This is a genomic window from Streptomyces sp. 2323.1, assembly GCF_900221035.1.
Classification (GTDB): Bacteria; Actinomycetota; Actinomycetes; order Streptomycetales; family Streptomycetaceae; genus Streptomyces; species Streptomyces sioyaensis.
The window spans coordinates 4,306,014-4,323,235 of record NZ_LT907981.1; the positions used below are offsets into that span (position 1 = coordinate 4,306,014).

Annotated in this window: 13 protein-coding genes, 3 tRNA genes and 1 riboswitch; of the genes, 7 read left to right on the forward strand and 9 right to left on the reverse strand. The window is 71.8% G+C overall.

All coding sequences use genetic code 11. The features are described 5' to 3' along the window. Positions 1–4 precede the first annotated feature (4 nt). From CPH93_RS18410 to CPH93_RS18420, 3 genes are all read right to left on the reverse strand, one after another. Positions 5–79, reverse strand: a tRNA-Asp gene (locus CPH93_RS18410). Between the two features lie 48 nt (positions 80–127). Further along, a tRNA-Glu gene (locus CPH93_RS18415) sits at positions 128–200 on the reverse strand. 82 nt (positions 201–282) lie between these two features. Then, positions 283–1,962: a metallophosphoesterase family protein gene (locus CPH93_RS18420; RefSeq protein ID WP_096213489.1), complete on the reverse strand. Its 1,680-nt coding sequence runs from the start codon at positions 1,960–1,962 to the stop codon at positions 283–285. 119 nt (positions 1,963–2,081) lie between these two features. Between CPH93_RS18420 and CPH93_RS18425 the strand changes: the two genes are divergently transcribed. The 5 genes from CPH93_RS18425 to CPH93_RS18445 all read left to right on the forward strand — a co-directional run bounded on the left by CPH93_RS18425 (position 2,082) and on the right by CPH93_RS18445 (position 7,435). Next, complete coding sequence (locus tag CPH93_RS18425) at positions 2,082–2,432, forward strand: metallopeptidase family protein (RefSeq protein ID WP_093483935.1); 351 nt, start codon at positions 2,082–2,084, stop codon at positions 2,430–2,432. Between the two features lie 237 nt (positions 2,433–2,669). Next, positions 2,670–3,287, forward strand: a complete 618-nt coding sequence (locus tag CPH93_RS18430; RefSeq protein WP_231976884.1) for a hypothetical protein — start codon at positions 2,670–2,672, stop codon at positions 3,285–3,287. Between the two features lie 305 nt (positions 3,288–3,592). Continuing rightward, a complete protein-coding gene (locus CPH93_RS18435; RefSeq protein ID WP_093483933.1) occupies positions 3,593–5,731 on the forward strand; it encodes a DEAD/DEAH box helicase in 2,139 nt (712 codons plus the stop codon). A gap of 177 nt (positions 5,732–5,908) precedes the next feature. Further along, a tRNA-Lys gene (locus CPH93_RS18440) sits at positions 5,909–5,984 on the forward strand. A gap of 311 nt (positions 5,985–6,295) precedes the next feature. Continuing rightward, the gene (locus CPH93_RS18445; protein ID WP_231976885.1) at positions 6,296–7,435 is read left to right on the forward strand and encodes a PP2C family protein-serine/threonine phosphatase; all 1,140 of its coding nucleotides are present in this window, start codon (positions 6,296–6,298) and stop codon (positions 7,433–7,435) included. Positions 7,436–7,464: 29 nt separating this feature from the next. Here CPH93_RS18445 and CPH93_RS18450 read toward each other — a convergent pair whose 3' ends face one another. Then, positions 7,465–8,625: a DUF2332 family protein gene (locus tag CPH93_RS18450; protein ID WP_096213491.1), complete on the reverse strand. Its 1,161-nt coding sequence runs from the start codon at positions 8,623–8,625 to the stop codon at positions 7,465–7,467. Between the two features lie 291 nt (positions 8,626–8,916). Beyond that, positions 8,917–9,063: riboswitch (cyclic di-AMP (ydaO/yuaA leader) on the forward strand. An 11-nt stretch (positions 9,064–9,074) separates the two neighbouring features. Here CPH93_RS18450 and CPH93_RS18455 point away from each other — a divergent pair. Continuing rightward, entirely contained in the window at positions 9,075–10,217 is a 1,143-nt protein-coding gene (locus CPH93_RS18455; protein ID WP_096213492.1) for a M23 family metallopeptidase, read from the forward strand. Between the two features lie 99 nt (positions 10,218–10,316). Beyond that, the gene (locus tag CPH93_RS18460) at positions 10,317–11,273 is read left to right on the forward strand and encodes an aldo/keto reductase (protein ID WP_096213493.1); all 957 of its coding nucleotides are present in this window, start codon (positions 10,317–10,319) and stop codon (positions 11,271–11,273) included. 87 nt (positions 11,274–11,360) lie between these two features. Here CPH93_RS18460 and CPH93_RS18465 read toward each other — a convergent pair whose 3' ends face one another. The 5 genes from CPH93_RS18465 to lhgO form a co-directional block, all read right to left on the reverse strand. Then, positions 11,361–11,666: a hypothetical protein gene (locus CPH93_RS18465; protein WP_173909840.1), complete on the reverse strand. Its 306-nt coding sequence runs from the start codon at positions 11,664–11,666 to the stop codon at positions 11,361–11,363. 167 nt (positions 11,667–11,833) lie between these two features. Then, complete coding sequence (locus CPH93_RS18470; protein ID WP_197708707.1) at positions 11,834–13,207, reverse strand: YDG/SRA domain-containing protein; 1,374 nt, start codon at positions 13,205–13,207, stop codon at positions 11,834–11,836. Positions 13,208–13,369: 162 nt separating this feature from the next. Beyond that, positions 13,370–14,680 carry a PrsW family intramembrane metalloprotease gene (locus CPH93_RS18475; RefSeq protein WP_231976886.1) on the reverse strand — a complete coding sequence of 437 codons (1,311 nt, stop codon included), beginning with the start codon at positions 14,678–14,680 and terminating at the stop codon, positions 13,370–13,372. 28 nt (positions 14,681–14,708) lie between these two features. Next, entirely contained in the window at positions 14,709–15,572 is an 864-nt protein-coding gene (gene trmB, locus CPH93_RS18480) for a tRNA (guanosine(46)-N7)-methyltransferase TrmB (protein ID WP_096213495.1), read from the reverse strand. Positions 15,573–15,829: 257 nt separating this feature from the next. Next, positions 15,830–17,041: an L-2-hydroxyglutarate oxidase gene (gene lhgO / locus CPH93_RS18485; RefSeq protein ID WP_096213496.1), complete on the reverse strand. Its 1,212-nt coding sequence runs from the start codon at positions 17,039–17,041 to the stop codon at positions 15,830–15,832. Positions 17,042–17,222 lie beyond the last annotated feature (181 nt).

The window sequence follows — 17,222 nt, forward strand, 5'->3', positions numbered from 1 at the left end:
GCAGCGGTCCTGACGGGATTTGAACCCGCGGCCTCCACCTTGACAGGGTGGCGAGCACTCCAAACTGCTCCACAGGACCTTGCATTGTGCGAAACCGGCGTGAACCAGTCTCCCACACGGTAATGCGTGCCCCCAACGGGATTCGAACCCGTGCTACCGCCTTGAAAGGGCGGCGTCCTGGGCCACTAGACGATGAGGGCTGGTGGCCACCTTGGCGTCGTTACCGGCGCCGTCGGGGACGTGAGAAGCATATGGGATGGGAGGACCGTTCGCCAAAACGGTTTACCCGGCGCCGTCGGAAGAGTTCCTGGCCGGGCGGGAAAGGTGGCCTGCCGAGGGGGTGGACGGCGGGCCGGTGGAGTGAAGCGGAGGGGAGGGGGACGGCGTGGCGCCGGGCCGGTTCTCGCGGGGGAGATGGCGGCTGACCTCGGCCCGGGACAGGCCCAGGCCGCCCAGGGTGATCTCGTCCCATGCCTGCAGCCGTTTGGTCTTCCGGTCCAGATAGAGCACCGATGCCTGGACCGGCGCGGGCTTTTTGTTCTGCACCGCGCGCAGCCCGCCGCCGCCCGTGGAGCCCTCGACCATCAGCCGGGTGCCCTGGGGGAGCGTGGTGTTCTCCCGGTGGTGGAGGTGGCCGGCGAGGGCGAGCGGAGTCAGGCCGTCCGCCTCGGTCGCGGCGGCGGGGTTGTGGGCCAGCGCGATGTCGACGGGGGTGCCGGCCAGCCGCTGGGTGCGCAGCGCGTCGGCGAGGCGGCCGCCGGCGGTGCGCTCGGCGGGGTCACCGGCCGCCACCACGGAGCGGTCCGGGGTGAACTGCGGATCGCCGACGCCCGCGATCCGTACGCCGGCGATCCGGGTGACGTCTCCGTTGTCGAGGACGGTGACGTGCTTGCGGTGGGTCAGATACCGCTGCGTGGTGCGCGAGTCGTGGTTGCCGCGCACCCAGACGTACGGGGCGCCGAGCGAAGAGGCCGGGTCCAGGAAGTGGTTCTCGGCGGCCGAGCCGTGGTCCATGGTGTCGCCGGTGTCGACGATCACGTTGATCCGGTACTGCTTCACCAGGGAGGCGATGATCCCCCAGCTGCCGGGATTGAGGTGGATGTCCGAGACGTGCAGGACGCGGAGGGTGGTGGGGTCGGGCTGGTACGCGGGCAGCGTCGAGGTGGCGTCGTAGAGCTTGGTGACGTTGGTCACCAGGCGCGCCAACTCCTTCTGGTAGACGTGGAATTCGCTGACGATGCTGCGGGCGTTGCCGACCACGGACGGGGCCGAGGAGAGCAGTCCGGAGAACTTCGGTTCCAGTACGGACCGGGGGTTCCAGGTGGCGTACGCGGTGCCCGCACAGGCGGCGAGCAGGGTGAGGGCCAGCCCGCCGGCGGCCAGTGCGCGGCGCGGGCGGCGGTGCACGGCCAGGCTCAGCGCGGTGGCGCCGGACGCCACGGCGACGCAGGAGTGCAGCGCCAGTCGCAGGGCGCCGTGGGTGACGTCGCGGGTGACCTCGTCCTGCAGGCCGGCGAACCGCTCGGGGTGGTCGACCAGTGCCTGGGAGCGGACCGGGTCCAGCCGGTCGACGTCGACATCGAGCCGGACGGGTGCGTAGTGGCTGCTCAGTTCCAGGTCGCCGAGCGGCGCGACGGTGATCCTGGTGCCGCCGGTCAGCGAGGGGCGCAGCGCCATGCTGGTGTCCATCGGGCCGACCGGGACGCGGAGGCTGCCGATCAGCAGCAGCCCCAGCCAGGCACCGAGGACGGTGACGGCCATCAGGCCGAGGGCGGAGCGTATGGGGCGGCGCGGAGTGCCGTCGGGCAGGGTGGCGGTGGGGGCCGTACGGCGGGAGCGGTAGGCACGGCGGACGGCTGCGGGCAGTGCGCGTACGCCGTCGGATACGGCGGGCAGCAGCCGGTGCGGGGGGCGTTGCGAGCGGTCGGGGTGCGGTGTCCGGGAGCGCGCGGCGCGGGCCATTGGTCCCGTATGCCCCACCGCGACGCCGTTAAGCGGGGAGCCGCGGCTTCCGGTTGGGCTGCGGTGCGGCGGGCGGTCCGTGACGATCGGTAGGGGGCCGGGTGGCGGAGAATGGTGGTGTGCTGGAAATGACGCGCGAGGAGTTCGAGGAACTGGTCGCCGAGGCCCTGGACCGGATCCCACCGGAGCTGACCCGGCTGATGGACAACGTGGCGGTCTTCGTCGAGGACGAACCCCCGGCCGAGGATCCCGGGCTGCTCGGGCTGTACGAGGGGACGCCGCTGACCGACCGCGGGGAGTGGTACGCCGGTGTGCTGCCGGACCGGATCACCGTCTACCGGGGGCCGACCCTGCGGATGTGCGACACCCGCGAGGACGTGGTCGCGGAGACCGAGGTGACGGTCGTTCATGAGATCGCGCACCACTTCGGGATCGACGACGAGCGGCTGCATGCGCTGGGGTACGGCTAGGGGCCGGACGTACGGGAGGGCGGCGCCGGACGTACCGGCCCGCCGCGGCGGCCCCTCCTGGTGGGCCCGCGGGCCTGCCGGGGCGTCCCCGGAGGCACGCCCGGCGCGATCCGCCGGGTGTCGCGCGTGTCCTCGGGCGGGCGGCGGGAGTTGGGCAGGGCGTCCGTGCCGCTGTCCCTGCGCTCCGGATCCGGAGGTCCCGCCGTGCGCCCGAGCCCTTACCGCTACTCGTCCCCGATGCCGACACCGTCCCCGTCGTCGTCGACCGCCCCTGTCCCTGCGACCCGACCCCCGACGGGCCGGATGCGCTCCCGTGCCGCCGCGGCCGTGACCGTCTCCGCGCTGGCCTTCTCGCTGGCCGGCTGCATGAGCGTGAGCGATCCGGAACAGCCGAAACCGTCCGGCAGTACGGCGCGGCACGACGGGAAGGGCGGGGTGCACGGTCCCGGCGGGGTGTCCGTCGACGGCCGCGGTGGCGGTCCGCGGCGGATGGGGCGCGGCGGCGCGGCGCACCCGGCCGGCGGCGACGACAAGGAAGCCGAGGAGTCACAGAGCGCGGAACCGACACCGTCCGAGCCCGGCGCTCCGTCCCGTCCGGTGCAGCCGTCGGGCCCCGAGCCCGGCGCGGGTGCGGGCCACGGCGGGCACGGCGGCCGTCCCGGGCACGCCCAGCCCTCGCCCTCCCACCCCGACCGCCCGGCCACTCCGCCGGCCCAGACCACCCCCGCCACGCCTCCCGCACAGCCGTCCTCGCCGCCGACCACCCCCGCGACGCCGCCGAGCACCCAGGCGTCCGGGCCGTCGCCCGTCTCGCCGGTGGCGTCGCAGTCGGACGTGTACGGGGACGAGGCGTAGGACGGCGTAGGGCCAGGAGGGCCCTCGGTAGGGACCGGCGCAGGGTCGGGCATGAGGGGTTCCCGGCGGGGCGGTTGAGCGTGCCGGGCGCGGGGCGGAAAGGCGTGGTCAGAAGGCCATTTGCCATTCGGGGGGCGGAGTGCGTATGGTGGTAGATCGTTTGATCCCATTTGCCCGGCGCCAGAACAGAAGCGCGCCGCGTGGCGCGTTCTCTCCCTTGCCGTGGCTGACCGCATAGAGGCGGTCGTTGTGAAACACACGGAGTTTGGGCGCGTGCCGAGACTCCGGAAGGTTTCGCATTTCGCATGTCCATTTCCACTGAGCAGTCCGTCATGCCCGCAGACGATGAGCAGACGGCCCCCGAGGTGACGGCAGCCGACGAGGCGCCCGAGACCGACACCGTCACCTTCGCCGACCTCGGACTGCCCGAGGGCGTCGTCCGCAAGCTCGCGCAGAACGGCGTCACCACCCCCTTCCCGATCCAGGCCGCGACCATCCCGGACGCGCTGGCCGGCAAGGACATCCTCGGCCGCGGCCGCACCGGCTCCGGCAAGACGCTCTCCTTCGGTCTGCCGACCCTGGCGCAGCTCGCCGGCGGCCACACCGAGAAGAAGAAGCCGCGCGCGGTCATCCTCACCCCGACCCGTGAGCTCGCGATGCAGGTCGCGGACGCCCTCCAGCCCTACGGCGACGTCCTGGGCCTGAAGATGAAGGTCGTCTGCGGCGGTACGTCCATGGGCAACCAGATCTACGCCCTGGAGCGCGGCGTCGACGTCCTCGTCGCCACCCCGGGCCGGCTGCGCGACATCATCAACCGTGGCGCCTGCTCCCTGGAGAACGTCCAGGTCGCGGTCCTCGACGAGGCCGACCAGATGTCCGACCTGGGCTTCCTGCCCGAGGTCACCGAGCTGCTGGACCAGGTGCCCGGGGGCGGCCAGCGGATGCTGTTCTCCGCCACGATGGAGAACGAGATCGGCACCCTGGTCAAGCGTTACCTGACCAACCCGGTCAGCCACGAGGTCGACAGCGCCCAGGGCAACGTCACCACCATGACCCACCACGTCCTGGTCGTGAAGCCGAAGGACAAGGCGCCGGTCACCGCCGCCATCGCCGCCCGCAAGGGCCGCACCATCATCTTCGTCCGCACCCAGCTGGGCGCCGACCGCATCGCCGAGCAGCTCGTCGAGTCCGGGGTGAAGGCGGACGCGCTGCACGGCGGTATGACGCAGGGCGCGCGGACCCGGGTGCTCGCGGACTTCAAGGACGGTTACGTCAACGCGCTGGTCGCCACCGACGTCGCCGCCCGCGGTATCCACGTCGACGGCATCGACCTGGTCCTGAACGTCGACCCGGCCGGTGACCACAAGGACTACCTGCACCGCTCGGGCCGTACCGCCCGCGCCGGCCAGTCCGGCACGGTCGTCTCGCTGTCGCTGCCGCACCAGCGCCGGCAGATCTTCCGCCTGATGGAGGACGCGGGCGTGGACGCCTCGCGCCACATCGTCGGCGGCTCCGGCGCCTTCGACGAGGACGTCGCCCGGATCACCGGCGCGCGCTCGCTCACCGAGGTCCAGGCCGAGTCGGCCAACAACTCCGCCAAGCAGGCCGAGCGTGAGGTGAGCGAGCTCACCCGTGAGCTGGAGCGCCTGCAGCGTCGCGCCACCGAGCTGCGCGAGGAGGCCGACCGGCTGACCGCCCGCGCCGCCCGCGAGCGTGGCGAGGACCCGGCGGAGGCGCTGGCCGCCGCCGCGGAGACCGCCGAGGCCGAGGCCGCTGCCGAGGCTGCCGTACCGGCCCAGAGCACCGGGTCGGACGAGCGCCGCGACGAGCGGGGCAACTTCGACCGCCGCGACCGCCGTGACGACCGCTCCGGTGGCCGTTCCTTCGACCGTGGTGACCGCCGCGACGACCGCGGAGGCTTCAACCGTGACCGCGGTGGCGACCGTGGTGGGTTCAACCGTGACCGTCGTGACGACCGCTCGGGCGGCCGTTCCTTCGACCGCCGTGACGACCGTGGTGGCGAGCGTGGCGGGTTCAACCGTGACCGTCGTGACGACCGCTCCGGTGGGCGTTCCTTCGACCGCCGCGATGACCGTGGTGGCGAGCGTGGCGGGTTCAACCGTGACCGTCGTGACGACCGTTCCGGCGGCCGTTCCTTCGACCGCCGTGACGACCGTGGCGGCTTCAACCGCGACCGCGGCGACCGTCCCAGCCGCCCGTTCAACCGTGACGACCGCTCCGCCGGCCGTTCCTCCGGCGGCTACCGCTCCGGCGGCGGCGACCGTCCCTTCAACCGTGACGACCGCTCCGGTGGCCGTCCCTCCGCCGGTGGCCACCGCGCCGGCGGTGACCGCCCCTACGGCCGCCGTGACGACCACCGTGGCGCCACGACCGGCTCCTTCGGCCGCCGCGAGGACAAGCCGCGCTGGAAGCGGAACGGCTGATCGCCGACGCTGAGCGACAGCGATGACGCAGGGCCCGTACGCACGCAAGTGCCGTACGGGCCCTGCGCGTTGGGGGAGGTGGACGCCCCGGGGAACGGCCCCGCGCCACCCCGCAGGACGGCCGCACGGCTAATGCCTTCGGGCTGTGGCACCTCCTCGGGCTATGCTGCTCGGTGCGGGCCATTAGCTCAATTGGCAGAGCAGTGGACTTTTAATCCATTGGTTCAGGGTTCGAGCCCCTGATGGCCCACCAGAAGCGGACGGGAGAGCCGTCCGCAGCGCCGAGCGGCGCCCCCGAGGGCCCGGGCCGGAGACGGTCCGGGCCCTCGTCGTTCGCCGGTGTCCGGGGCGGTGCCAAGTGCCTCTGACGCGAGTGATCCTGGAAGGCGCCGGGCCTCGTACGAGGCGGCCGGGGACGCCCACGGCCCCGTGATCCCGCCCGGCCTCTCCGTATGACCCGTCCGGCCCCCGGTGATTCGCCGCCCGGTCCCGTACCGGCAACCCTGAGGGCGGCGAGACGGCCACTTAGGTGCCCGTGTGGACGGGTGGCAGGGGAAGAGGCCGGTGCGGAGACGCGAAGGTGCGGTGACCCCGGAGGGCGGTGGGGAGCGGCGGTCCCCGGTGGCCCCGGCCGTCCGCCGCCTGGTGCGCCGGCTTCCGGCCCTGCTGATCGTCGGCGGGCTCGCCTTCGGCATGGCGGCGCCGGCCGGCTACACCGCCGCCCCGTTTTTCTCCGCCGCTCCGCCGGCCGCCGCGCCGCTGTTCTCGCTGCGTACCACCGCCCTGACGGCCCTGGCCGCCACGCTCGGCGAGATCTGGACCGTCCTCTACCGGGGCGCCGCACAGGACCGCCGGGCCTCGGTGACGGAGATCGTCCTGGTGCTTGCCGTCTCGCTGCTCGCGCTGGGCATCAACCGGGTGGTGCGGCACAGCGGAGGGCACCCGGAAGCCGTACGGGAGGCCGCGGAGGCCGCCCAGCGGGCCGTGCTGCCCACGCCGCCCGCACGGCTCGCCGGGTTCGCCGTCGCCGCCCGCTATCTGGGTGGGCGCACGGCCGCGGGGGCCGGCGGCGATCTCTACGCGGTGCAGGAGACCCGGCACGGCGTGCGGCTGATCGTCGGCGACGTACGCGGGAAGGGCCTGCCGGCGGTGGTGTCCGCGATGACCGTCCTCGGCGCGTTCCGTGAGGCGGCGGATCACGAGGCCACGCTGGAGGCGGTGGCGAGCCGGCTGGAGCGGGCGCTGGAACGGGAGCGTGAGTGGTGCGACGGACCCGAACGGTCCGAGCACTTCGCCACCGCCCTCCTTGCCGAGATCCCCGCCGACGAGCCGTCCGTGTTGCGCGTGCTCCACCGGGGCCATCCGTTCCCCTTGCTGCTCACCCCGGACGGCGGGCTGCGCGAGCTGTTTCCCGCGGAGACCGGGCTCCCCCTGGGGACGGGCGGGATGGGCAGCCCGCCCGGTCGGCCGGCCGAGACGTTCTTCCCGGCCGGTGCCCTGCTGCTCTGCTTCACCGACGGGGTGGCCACGGCCCGTGATCTGTTCGGCCGTTGCTATCACCCGTCGGGCAGGCTGCGCGGCGGCCGCTTCCCGGACCCGGACGTCCTCCTGGACACCCTCGTCGAGGACATCACCCGGCACACGGGCGGCGAACCGGCCGACGACGTGGCCCTGCTGGCGGTGCAGCGGCCGATGGGGGAGTAAGGGTGGGGCCGTAGGGGGCGGGCCGGGGCTCAGCTCGCCGGTGCGGGTGCCGCGCCCGGCAGCCGGTGCAGGCTCTGCCCGTACGGGCCGGTGACGGCGACCGGGCGTCCGTCCAGGGCGAGGGTGAGGCGGGTGTACTGCGGGTCCGGGTGGGGCGAGCGGTGCGTGGGCGGGGTGAGCCACGGCAGGACGGAGTGCGGCTCGTGGGAGATCCAGTGCCCGCCGCCGGGCCGGGCGTCCAGCAGCGACCGTACGAGACGCGCGAACTCCTCCCGGCGGGCGGGCGGAAGGCCGCCCAGCGCGGCGCTGTGGAAGATGGCCAGGGTGGCCTCGGGCGGCGCCTCGGCGGCGAGTGCGGGCAGTTCGCCGAGCGGATCGCCGCGCACGATCCGCGGCCGCGGCGCCGCCCGCACCGCCTCGACGGCCGCCGACAGCCGCGCCGCCCGCTCCTCGTCGCCCGGCCAGACGCACGCCTGCAGCCAGCGCAGATCGTCCGGCTCGGCGACCGGGTCGAGCGGATCGGGAGCGATACCCGCCCGCCAGACGATCGTTGGCAGCGGGCCGGCCAGCTCATGGGCCGCCCAGTCCGTACGGCATCCGAAGACCGCCGGGCTCCCCGGTGCCCCGGCCTCGATCTCGACACGAGGGCCCGCACCGTCGGCCCGTCCTGGCCCCTCTTCCGTCTCCTCCGCTTCGTCCGCATACGGGGTGTGCGCGTAGCGGTATCGATAGCGGTCGGGATGCAGGCCCAGCCCCGCGGACGACCCGGCCTCCAGTAGTGCCAGCGGCTGTGGCAGGCCGGCGAGCAGCGGCAGCAGGGCGGCGCAGCGGGCCGGTTCGTCGGCCTGGGGGGTGCGCCGCATCACGACCGCGCGCACCTCGTCCCAGTGCCGGACCGTCCACTCGCGCCAGCGTGTGTACGCGGCCGCACCGCGCGGGCCCAGATCGGCGTGCGGGCCGTCGAGATGGCGGACGGCGGCGAGCAGCAGGGCCGGCTGCTGCTTCCCGCCGGCGGGCAGCGACCCCGACAGCAGCTCGCAGAACTCTTGGTCCTGACCGATCCGCGCGCTCAACTCCTCGTGCGCCTCGGACCGTCCCTGCGCCTCGCGCCAGGAGAACTCCCGGTATCGCTCCGCCACTGCCCACGCGCCACCGGCGGCGCCCGCGACGTTCCCGGTGTTGACGACCATGATCCGACGTTACTGCTCTCACGTTCCGTCACTGAGGGGCACCCCTCCGCATAACAACTGACGCACAATCAGCGCGAGATCGTTTAGAGCCGGGCGGGCAACTCGTCCGGTTGCGACCTCGATGGGCCGAGAAGTCCAGGCCAGAGCTCGGGTACCGGCCGTATGGATTCGCGGGAAGGCTTGGAATTCGGATGCGATCTCTATTACTGTCCGATAACGGAGCGCGGTCGTCCCAGCCGCCGCAAGAGGCGGCACCGTGCGCCGACGCCGAATCCCGCACGCGCTTTTCACGCACCCCCAGCACCTCGAACTGCACCAAGGGAACCGGGGAACCACTTCCTTGGGGTGAATCGGACGCCCTCCGCCAGCGGGCGCCCGTAGGAGACCTTCCTGCTCCGAACCCGTCAGCTAACCCGGTAGGCGAGAAGGAAGGAAAGGAGTGCGCCTCCGTGGCGTCCAACAGGCCTGCCCCCGAGGGTCCGTCCGCCTACGAGATCGATGACCGAGGTGTCTTCCCGGGCCCTGGTGATGGTGCCTTCCCGGGCCCCGGTGATCCGGACGGGAACGGCGACGGTCCGTGGGAGGAATGGAATCCCACCGAAGAATCCGTCCGATCCGTCCGCGGTAAGCACCGGGTGGCCAAGCAGCGCTCAGGCGGCCTCGCCCGCGGCGGCACGGTCCTGGGCGTCGGCGTGATCGCTGCGGTCGGCGCGAGCGGAATGGCCTCGGCCGAGGACCGCCCGCCGGTTCCGATCTCGATGCCCGACGTCGGCGGGATGGCCGACGGCCTCTCCGACGCGCTCCCGGATGCGGCGTCCCTCCCCGTCGTCGGTGGCCTCATATCGGACGCGGACCCCTCCGCGGCGCCGGCTTCCGGCTCCACGGTTGCCGCCGCCTCCGGCCCCCTCACCCAGGCCACCCGCGCGGGCGCGGAGGACGGGTCCGCCGGCCCCGGTGAGGCGCTGCGCAGCCGGATCCTCCAGCAGGCCGACGCGCAGCAGGGCGCCGCCGAGGAGGAGGCCCGCGACACCGCCGAACACAGCGCTGTCCAGCAGGCCGCGAAGGAAGCCACCGCCCACCAGGCGTCGGCCGAGAAGGCCGCAGCCGCCAAGAAGGCAGCCGAGATGGAGGCCAAGCGCCAGGCCGAAGAAGCGGCCCGTCGGAAGGCGGAGGCCGAGCGCCTCGCCAAACTGGCACAGAGCTATACCGCCCCCGTCGCCTCCTTCACCTTGACCGCCGGCTTCGGCGAGTCCGGCGACCGCTGGGCCGCGGACCACACCGGACAGGACTTCGCCGCACCGACCGGCACACCCGTCAAGGCCGTCCACTCCGGCACCATCACCCAGGCCGGCTGGGCGGGCTCGTACGGCTACCGCATCGTCCTCACCCTCGACGACGGCACCGAACTCTGGTTCTGCCATCTGTCCTCGATGGTGAAGACCTCCGGCAAGGTCAGCACCGGCGACGTCATCGCCCGCGTCGGCGCCACCGGCAACGTCACCGGCCCCCATCTCCACCTGGAGGTGCGCCCCGGCGCCGGCGACCCGATCGACCCGATTCCGTGGCTGCGGGACCACGGGATCAAGGTGTAACACCCCTGACGGCAGGCGCCGTTGGGCGCGGCCGCGCGAGGTGCGGCGTGGGCGGGAGGAGGCAGGAATAACTGCCGTCCCGCCGACGCTGCACCAAGCATGACCGCGACTCCAGCCCCCCGCACCCGCACGTCCCTCGGTTCGCTCTCCGTCTCCCGGCTCTCCCTCGGCGGCAATGTCTTCGGCTGGACGGCCGACGAGGCCGAGTCCTTCGCCGTGCTCGATGCGTACGTCGCGGGCGGCGGCAACTTCATCGACACCGCCGACGTCTACTCGGCGTGGGTCCCGGGCAACAAGGGCGGCGAGTCCGAGACCGTCATCGGCAACTGGCTGTCCTCACGCGGCAACCGCTCCGAGGTCGTCATCGCCACCAAGGTCGGCGCCCACCCGGCCTACAAGGGCCTGTCCGCCGCGACGATCAAGGCCGCGGTCGACGAGTCCCTGACCCGTCTGCGCACCGACTACATCGACCTCTACTACACCCACTACGACGATGAATCGGTCGAGGTCTCGGAGTTCCTCACCGCCCTCGACGACCTCGTCCGGGCCGGCAAGGTCCGCGAGATCGCCGCCTCCAACATCTCGGCGCAGCGCCTGGAGGAGTCCCTGGGCTTCTCCGACCGCGAGGGCCTGGCCCGCTATGTCGCCCTCCAGCCGCACTACAACCTGGTCTCCCGCGACACCTACGAGGGCGAACTCGCCGACGTGGCCGCCCGCAACGGCGTGGCCGCGGTGCCGTATTACGCCCTCGCCTCCGGCTTCCTGACCGGCAAGTACCGCCCGGGCAGCACGGTCGACAGCGCCCGCACGGCGAAGGCCGCCACGTACCTGGACACCGACCGCGGCCTCCGCGTCCTGACGGCCCTGGACTCCGTCGCCGCCGCCCACCAGGCCGAAATCGCCACCGTCGCCCTGGCCTGGCTCGCCGCCCAGCCCACCGTCGTGGCGCCGATCGCGAGCGCCCGGACGGTGGAGCAGCTGCCTGCGTTGCTGGGGGTGGCGGAGCTGACCCTGACCGACGCCGAACTCAAGCTGCTGGACGAGGCTTCGGCGTAACCAGCGTCCAACAGGGCTGTGGGGTCCGGCGGGTACCGTCCCGCCGTACCCCACACATCCTGCCGCGCCGGGCGAGCGGCGCAGCCGTCACACCTTCCGGCCATCCACCACGAACCACGATGCCGCGGCCACCCCGCCCGCCACCGCGCACACCGAAGGCCACGCCCCGATCTTCTTCGCGAGCGGATGCGACCCGGCAAACGCCGCCACATACGCCCCGCTCAACGCCGCCGCCGTCGCACTCCCGGCCTTCCGCTGCCACCCCCTGGCCGCCACGACCCCGGCCGCCGCGAGGGCCACTCCGCCCAGGGGGCGCTTCTTGGTCCAGCGGGCTACGGCGTAGCCGCTTAGTAGGCCGGTTGCGGCAGTCAGGCTTGTTGGTACGCCGGTCATCACAGAAACCTCCGCATCAGGGAACCTCTAACGACCATACGCGTGGCCTCCGTGGATCCCGCATAGTGCGCCGTGTTCGGCGCGGATGCTCCCGATGGCAGGTCGCAGCACGCTCTTGCGCAGCCGCGCCAGAGAACGGGGAGGTGGTGGAATTCCAGGCGTGCTTGTTATTTGTGCTCGTGGTGATTTCGGTGATACGCAAGATATTCGGCTTTTATGGCATGGCCGGGAGTCTCGCGAAGTTGATAGGTGCGGGGTTCGGAACCTCGCTGCGTAACGGTTCGGTCATCGTTGATAATCAGCATTCCGAAGTCGAAGGCTGTGTGGTGATTTGGGCACAGGCACAGCACGTTATCGATCTCATCGGGACCGTCGTGAGGGTGTCCGAGCGGCTGAATGTGCGCGGCTTCAGCGTAAGCGCCCGTAGGAGTCTCGATGCGCAGTCCGCATACCTGGCATGCGTAAGCGTGCATCCTTTTCACGTAGTCGGCTACTGTGGTGCTTCGGATGATGCGCTGAGTGGAGGTTTCCTTACGGCCTGGCGTGGCGTTGCCGGTCGGAATTGAGCGGGCAATGTTGGTGGCGGCCCGTTTGTCGGCATTGTCCATTGCGCGGAGGCGATAGCGCCACACAAGGAAGTTGGACTCGCCGCGCTGCGACCAGTACTCGTCCACTCGGTACAGGCCGTCGTATCGGAGTCCGGTAGCAGGGGAGTGCTGGGGGTCGCCGCCCGATCCGCGGATCACTCGTACCGGCGTCCCGGTGGAGTAGCTGGTGACCAATGCTGCATTCCCTAGGGTCAGCTCTTGATCCTTGCATTGCTTCTTCGTTTTGTCGTCGCGCCCGCCTTGCCCGGTATAGATTATCTCGTTGCCATAGTCTTCATCGTCTTCATAGCCTCCGGAGACGACAATGGATTCGGCGCCGGTGGCCGCCGTTCCGCAAATTCCGGCCATGGTGGGCCGGTGCACCCTTGCTCGTGCTAGCGTCCGTCGCCTCTTGAAGCTATCCCCTACTCGCACATGTGGCGGATGGCCGAAGCCGTCAAATGTTGCGTCAGGAAGTCCTGCTTCCAGGAGCAGCAAATCGAGCCGATGGTCCGCGAAGTATTTCTCGTGGAGCAGTTTCACGGCATTCCGGCATAGATTCTTATCCGAGGCGAGCTGCTCGTAGAGAGAGGCCTCCAGGCCACCCTGCGGTGCTTGCTCAGTAAGCCACGTGACTGCGTGAGGATCTCCGGAGTTTGGGGCCGCACCATTCGTGCCGGTAGTCTCCCAGAAAGGGAATTGATGCAACTCGAGGAAAGCTATTTCGGGTGTGGGGGTTGCATCTTCTCGGCCGTATTCAGTAAGTATGGCTCGAAAGTCGGTCTTTGCCTTTTCCCATGACGTGAGGCGATCTGAGCGCTCGACCGCACGGCTGATGGCCCAGAGGAGTGCGATGGGCTGATCTCTCGACGGCTCACCTGACGGGCGACGCAGGGGGAGGGAGGCAAGCGCCTCCAAGAAGCGAGCGGCACGTTCCTGCTGGGTCTCGGACAAGGTGGCGCTTCCCTCGTTTTCAGGTGCGGATGGATGAGCCATAAACCAGGACTAGTTGCCCAGTAAAGGTGGCCCGTACTCCACTGTCGAGGGAGATAGGGGACCGCTGTTGACGAGCGGCGTGTGGCGAACCGCCGCTGTTCGTGCTGGCTTCGGAAGGCGTCAACTGCTGTGACTACGCGAGCCGTCGGAACTGCACGGCTGCTCCCTGGCCACCCACGCATCCGTCAACGCCGCCCGCCCCCACCCCTGGTAGTACCGCAAGTGCTGGAGCAGATGCTGCTCTCGGAGGGTGAAGTCCGGGTCGGGGCCCAGGAGATGGGCTCGGCGGCGGTGGAAGGAGAGGGTGGTGGCCACGGCGGTGTATTCGGTGACGGCGCGGGCGGCGGCGGGGCCGTGGGTGCGTCGGGCCATGTCGCGGGCCAGGGCACGGGTTCGCGGGGAGGAGAGGGCGGTGGGTTCGGTGGGGGCGAGCCAGCCGGCGGTGATGTACGGGGCGAGGTAGCCGCGCAGGGAGAGCAGCTCCTGGTTGCGGGCCCAGACGGCGAGCCAGGTCAGGGCGATGAGGACCGGGACCATGAAGAGGCCGTAGACGGTGAGGAAGCCGGGCTCGCCGAGGGCGGAGGCGCCGTTCCAGATGGCGTGCAGCAGGACGGCGGTGAGCAGGCCGAGGACGGCGAGCGCGATGCGGGCGGCGCGGCGGCGGGGGTAGCGGGTGGCGGCGATGCCGAACGCGAGGCCGGTGAGGATGGTGAAGAGGGGGTGGGCGAAGGGGGAGACGATGATGCGGAGGAAGAAGGTGCCGGCGGTGAGGGAGTCCAGGCCGGAGTGGCCCATGGACTGGTCCTCGCCGAAGGCGTTGCCCAGGTAGAGGATGTTCTCGGTGAAGGCGAAGCCGGTGGCGGTGATGCCGGCGATGACGATGCCGTCCGTGATCCTGTCGAATTCGTGTCGCCGGAAGCGGTAGAGGAGGACCACGGCGGCGGCCTTGGCCAGCTCCTCGACGATCGGGGCGATGATCGTGGCGCCCCAGGCCTCGGCCTCGGAGGGTGAGGCGGAGGCGATGTTGGCGGCCAGCCAGTCGGTCGCGAAGCCGTTGGCGAGGAGCGCGACCAGGGCGGCGGCGCAGGCGCCCCAGGCGAAGGCGAACGCGAGGTTGCGCCAGGGCTCGGGCTCGATGCGGTCGAGCCAGCAGAACGCCGCGATCAGGAGCGGTACGGGGAACACGGCCAGACCGAGGCCGACCAGGAGGCCCTCGGTGCCGGTCTCCTGGCGGACCATGCCGATGCTGATCACGCCGGAGAGCGCGAACATCGACACCAGGGCGATCGCGCGCAGCGTCTTGCTGCGCCACGGGGCGATCCGGCGCCGGGCGTGCGCGGCGGAGTGTGCGTGCGGGTGCGGTGTGGCCGGGTGGGGTGTGTACGGGGGAGGGGCGGGCGCGTGGCGCGGGGGCGGCTCGGACGGGTACACCCATCGACCCTAACGAGCGGCCTCCGCGTTACGCGCCGCGGCGGCGGAAGAGGAGGTCATGCACGATATGCCCCTTGTCCAGGCCCTGGCCCTCGAACTTGGTGAGCGGGCGGAAGTCCGGACGCGGCGCATAGCCGGAGTAGAGGTTCTCCAGCGTCGGCTCGGCCGAGAGCACCTCCAGCATCTGCTCGGCGTACGGCTCCCAGTCGGTCGCGCAGTGGACGAGGGCACCGGGCGCGAGCCGGGTGGTCGCCAGGGCGAGGAACTCCGGCTGGATGAGGCGTCGCTTGTGGTGGCGCTTCTTCGGCCAGGGGTCGGGGAAGTAGACGCGCAGGCCGGCGAGGGAGCCGGGAGCGAGCATCTCGCGCAGCAGGATGATCGCGTCGCCGTTGGCCACCCGGATGTTGGACAGGCCGTTCCGCTCCGCGAGACCGAGCAGATTGCCCTGGCCGGGGGTGTGGACGTCACAGGCGAGGATGCCGGTGGCCGGGTCGGCGGCGGCCATCTGTGCCGTGGCCTCGCCCATCCCGAAGCCGATCTCCAGGACGACCGGCAGCCCGTCGAAGAACGCGTCGAGGTCGATCCGGGAGAGCCCGTCGATGTCCAGTCCCCAAGTGGGCCACAGCCGGCGCAGCGCATCGGCCTGGGTGGGCGAGACGCGGCTGCGGCGCGGCTGGAAGGAACGGATCCGCCGCTCGTGGTGCGAGCCCGCGGGGTCGGCCGCGGGGCCGGTCCCGTCGGGGAACATGGGCGCACCGCGGCGGGGAGTGGCCGCAGAGACGGCGGTGGAGCCAAGGCTGCGGGCCTGCTCGGCGTCGGCTTCCGGAGCGCTTGCTTCCGGGACGTGCGCGTCGGGGGCGGCGGATTCGGGGGTGGCGGAGTTCTCGGACACAGTGAGTTGATTCTACGGATGGCGGGGGAGGCACGTGGACGGCCGTGGGGAGGGGAGCGGACGGCCGTGGGTAGGGGGGCGCGGACGAGGACGAGGACGGGGCGGGCGCGGACGACGACGGGGACGGGCGCGGATCACGACGGGAACGGGCGCGGATGGCCGTGGAGAGGGAGCGGACGGCCGCGGGGAGGGCGGCCAGAGTCCGTGCTCCCAGCACCCGTCGTGCCCCCAGGCCGAAGGGGAAGGAGGCCGTGCCGTCAGCCCGCCAGCACCCCCAGCACCCGGCGTGCCACCTCCCGGCCGATGGGGAGGGAGGCCGTGGCGGCGGGGGAGGGGGCGTTGAGGACATGGATCATGCCGGGCGACTCGGCGAAGAGGAAGTCGTCGACGAGGGTGCCGTCGGGGAGGACGGCCTGGGCGCGGACGCCGGCCGGGGCCGGGCGCAGGTCCTCCTCGCGGGCGGCCGGGAGCAGGCGGCGGACCGCGTCGGCGAAGGCGCGCCGGGACAGCGAGCGGTGCAGTTCGCCGGCGCCGTGGCGCCAGTGGCGGCGGGCTATCCGCCAGGAGCCGGGATAGGCGAGGGTGCCGGCCAGCTCGGCGGGGCGGACCGTGTGCCAGTCGTAGCCCTCGCGGGCCAGGGCGGGGACGGCGTTCGGGCCGATGTGGACGGCGCCGTCGGTGCCGCGGGTCAGATGGACGCCGAGGAACGGGAAGGCCGGATCGGGGACCGGATAGACCAGGCCCTTCACGAGAGAGGCGCGCTCCGGGGCGAGGGTGAAGTACTCACCGCGGAACGGGACGATCCGCATGCCCGGGGCGTCGCCGGCCAGCCGGGCGATCCGGTCACAGTGCAGACCGGCGCAGTTGACCAGGGCACGGGCGCGGTGGACCGTGCCGTCGGCCGTACGGACCGCCACCCGGCCGGGGCGGCGGCCGATGGTCGTCACCTCGGTGCCGTAGACGATCCGGGCGCCGGCGTCCTCGGCGAGCCGGGCGAACCGGCGGGCGACCGCGGCGAAATCGCAGATGCCGGTCGTACCGACATGGATGGCGGCCAGGCCGCGGACCTCGGGCTCGTACTCAGCTATCTGGGCGGGGCCCAGCTCGCGCACCGGCAGGCCGTGCTCGCGGCCGCGCTGGATCAGGCCGTGCAGCCGCGGCAGCTCGCTGCGGTCGGTGGCGACGATCAGCTTGCCGGTGACCTCGTGCGGAATGTCGTGCTCGGTGCAGAACTTCACCATTTCCGCCGAGCCCTGGAGGGCGTAGCGGGCCTTGAGCGAGCCGGGCGGATAGTAGATGCCGCTGTGGATGACGCCGCTGTTGCGCCCGGTCTGATGGCGGGCCGGACCGGACTCCTTCTCCAGGACCACGACGCGTATGCCGGGGGCGGCACGCGTGAGCGCATAGGCCGTAGAGAGTCCGACGATGCCGGCACCGATCACCAGTACATCGCAGTCGTACGCCGCCACTGCACCTCCCCAACCGCATGACCGCAGGCCCGACCGTCGCCGCGGACCCGCGCATCGTCACCGACGACGTATCCCATCATGACGGCCGGCACTGACAATGCCGATCGGCGGTCCCGGCGGGGACGGCTTCGACCGGACCCCTGCGGCCCGGACAGTCTGCGGCCCGGACAGCCTGTGGCCC

Bases quoted from the DNA above. Each gene is read 5' to 3' on its own strand.
- CPH93_RS18420 (WP_096213489.1), bottom strand. From the start codon at position 1,962: ATGGCCCGCGCCGCGCGCTCCCGGACACCGCACCCCGACCGCTCGCAA.
- CPH93_RS18430 (WP_231976884.1), top strand. From the start codon at position 2,670: ATGCCGACACCGTCCCCGTCGTCGTCGACCGCCCCTGTCCCTGCGACC.
- CPH93_RS18435 (WP_093483933.1), top strand. From the start codon at position 3,593: ATGTCCATTTCCACTGAGCAGTCCGTCATGCCCGCAGACGATGAGCAG.
- CPH93_RS18450 (WP_096213491.1), bottom strand. From the start codon at position 8,625: ATGGTCGTCAACACCGGGAACGTCGCGGGCGCCGCCGGTGGCGCGTGG.
- CPH93_RS18465 (WP_173909840.1), bottom strand. From the start codon at position 11,666: ATGACCGGCGTACCAACAAGCCTGACTGCCGCAACCGGCCTACTAAGC.
- CPH93_RS18460 (WP_096213493.1), top strand. From the start codon at position 10,317: ATGACCGCGACTCCAGCCCCCCGCACCCGCACGTCCCTCGGTTCGCTC.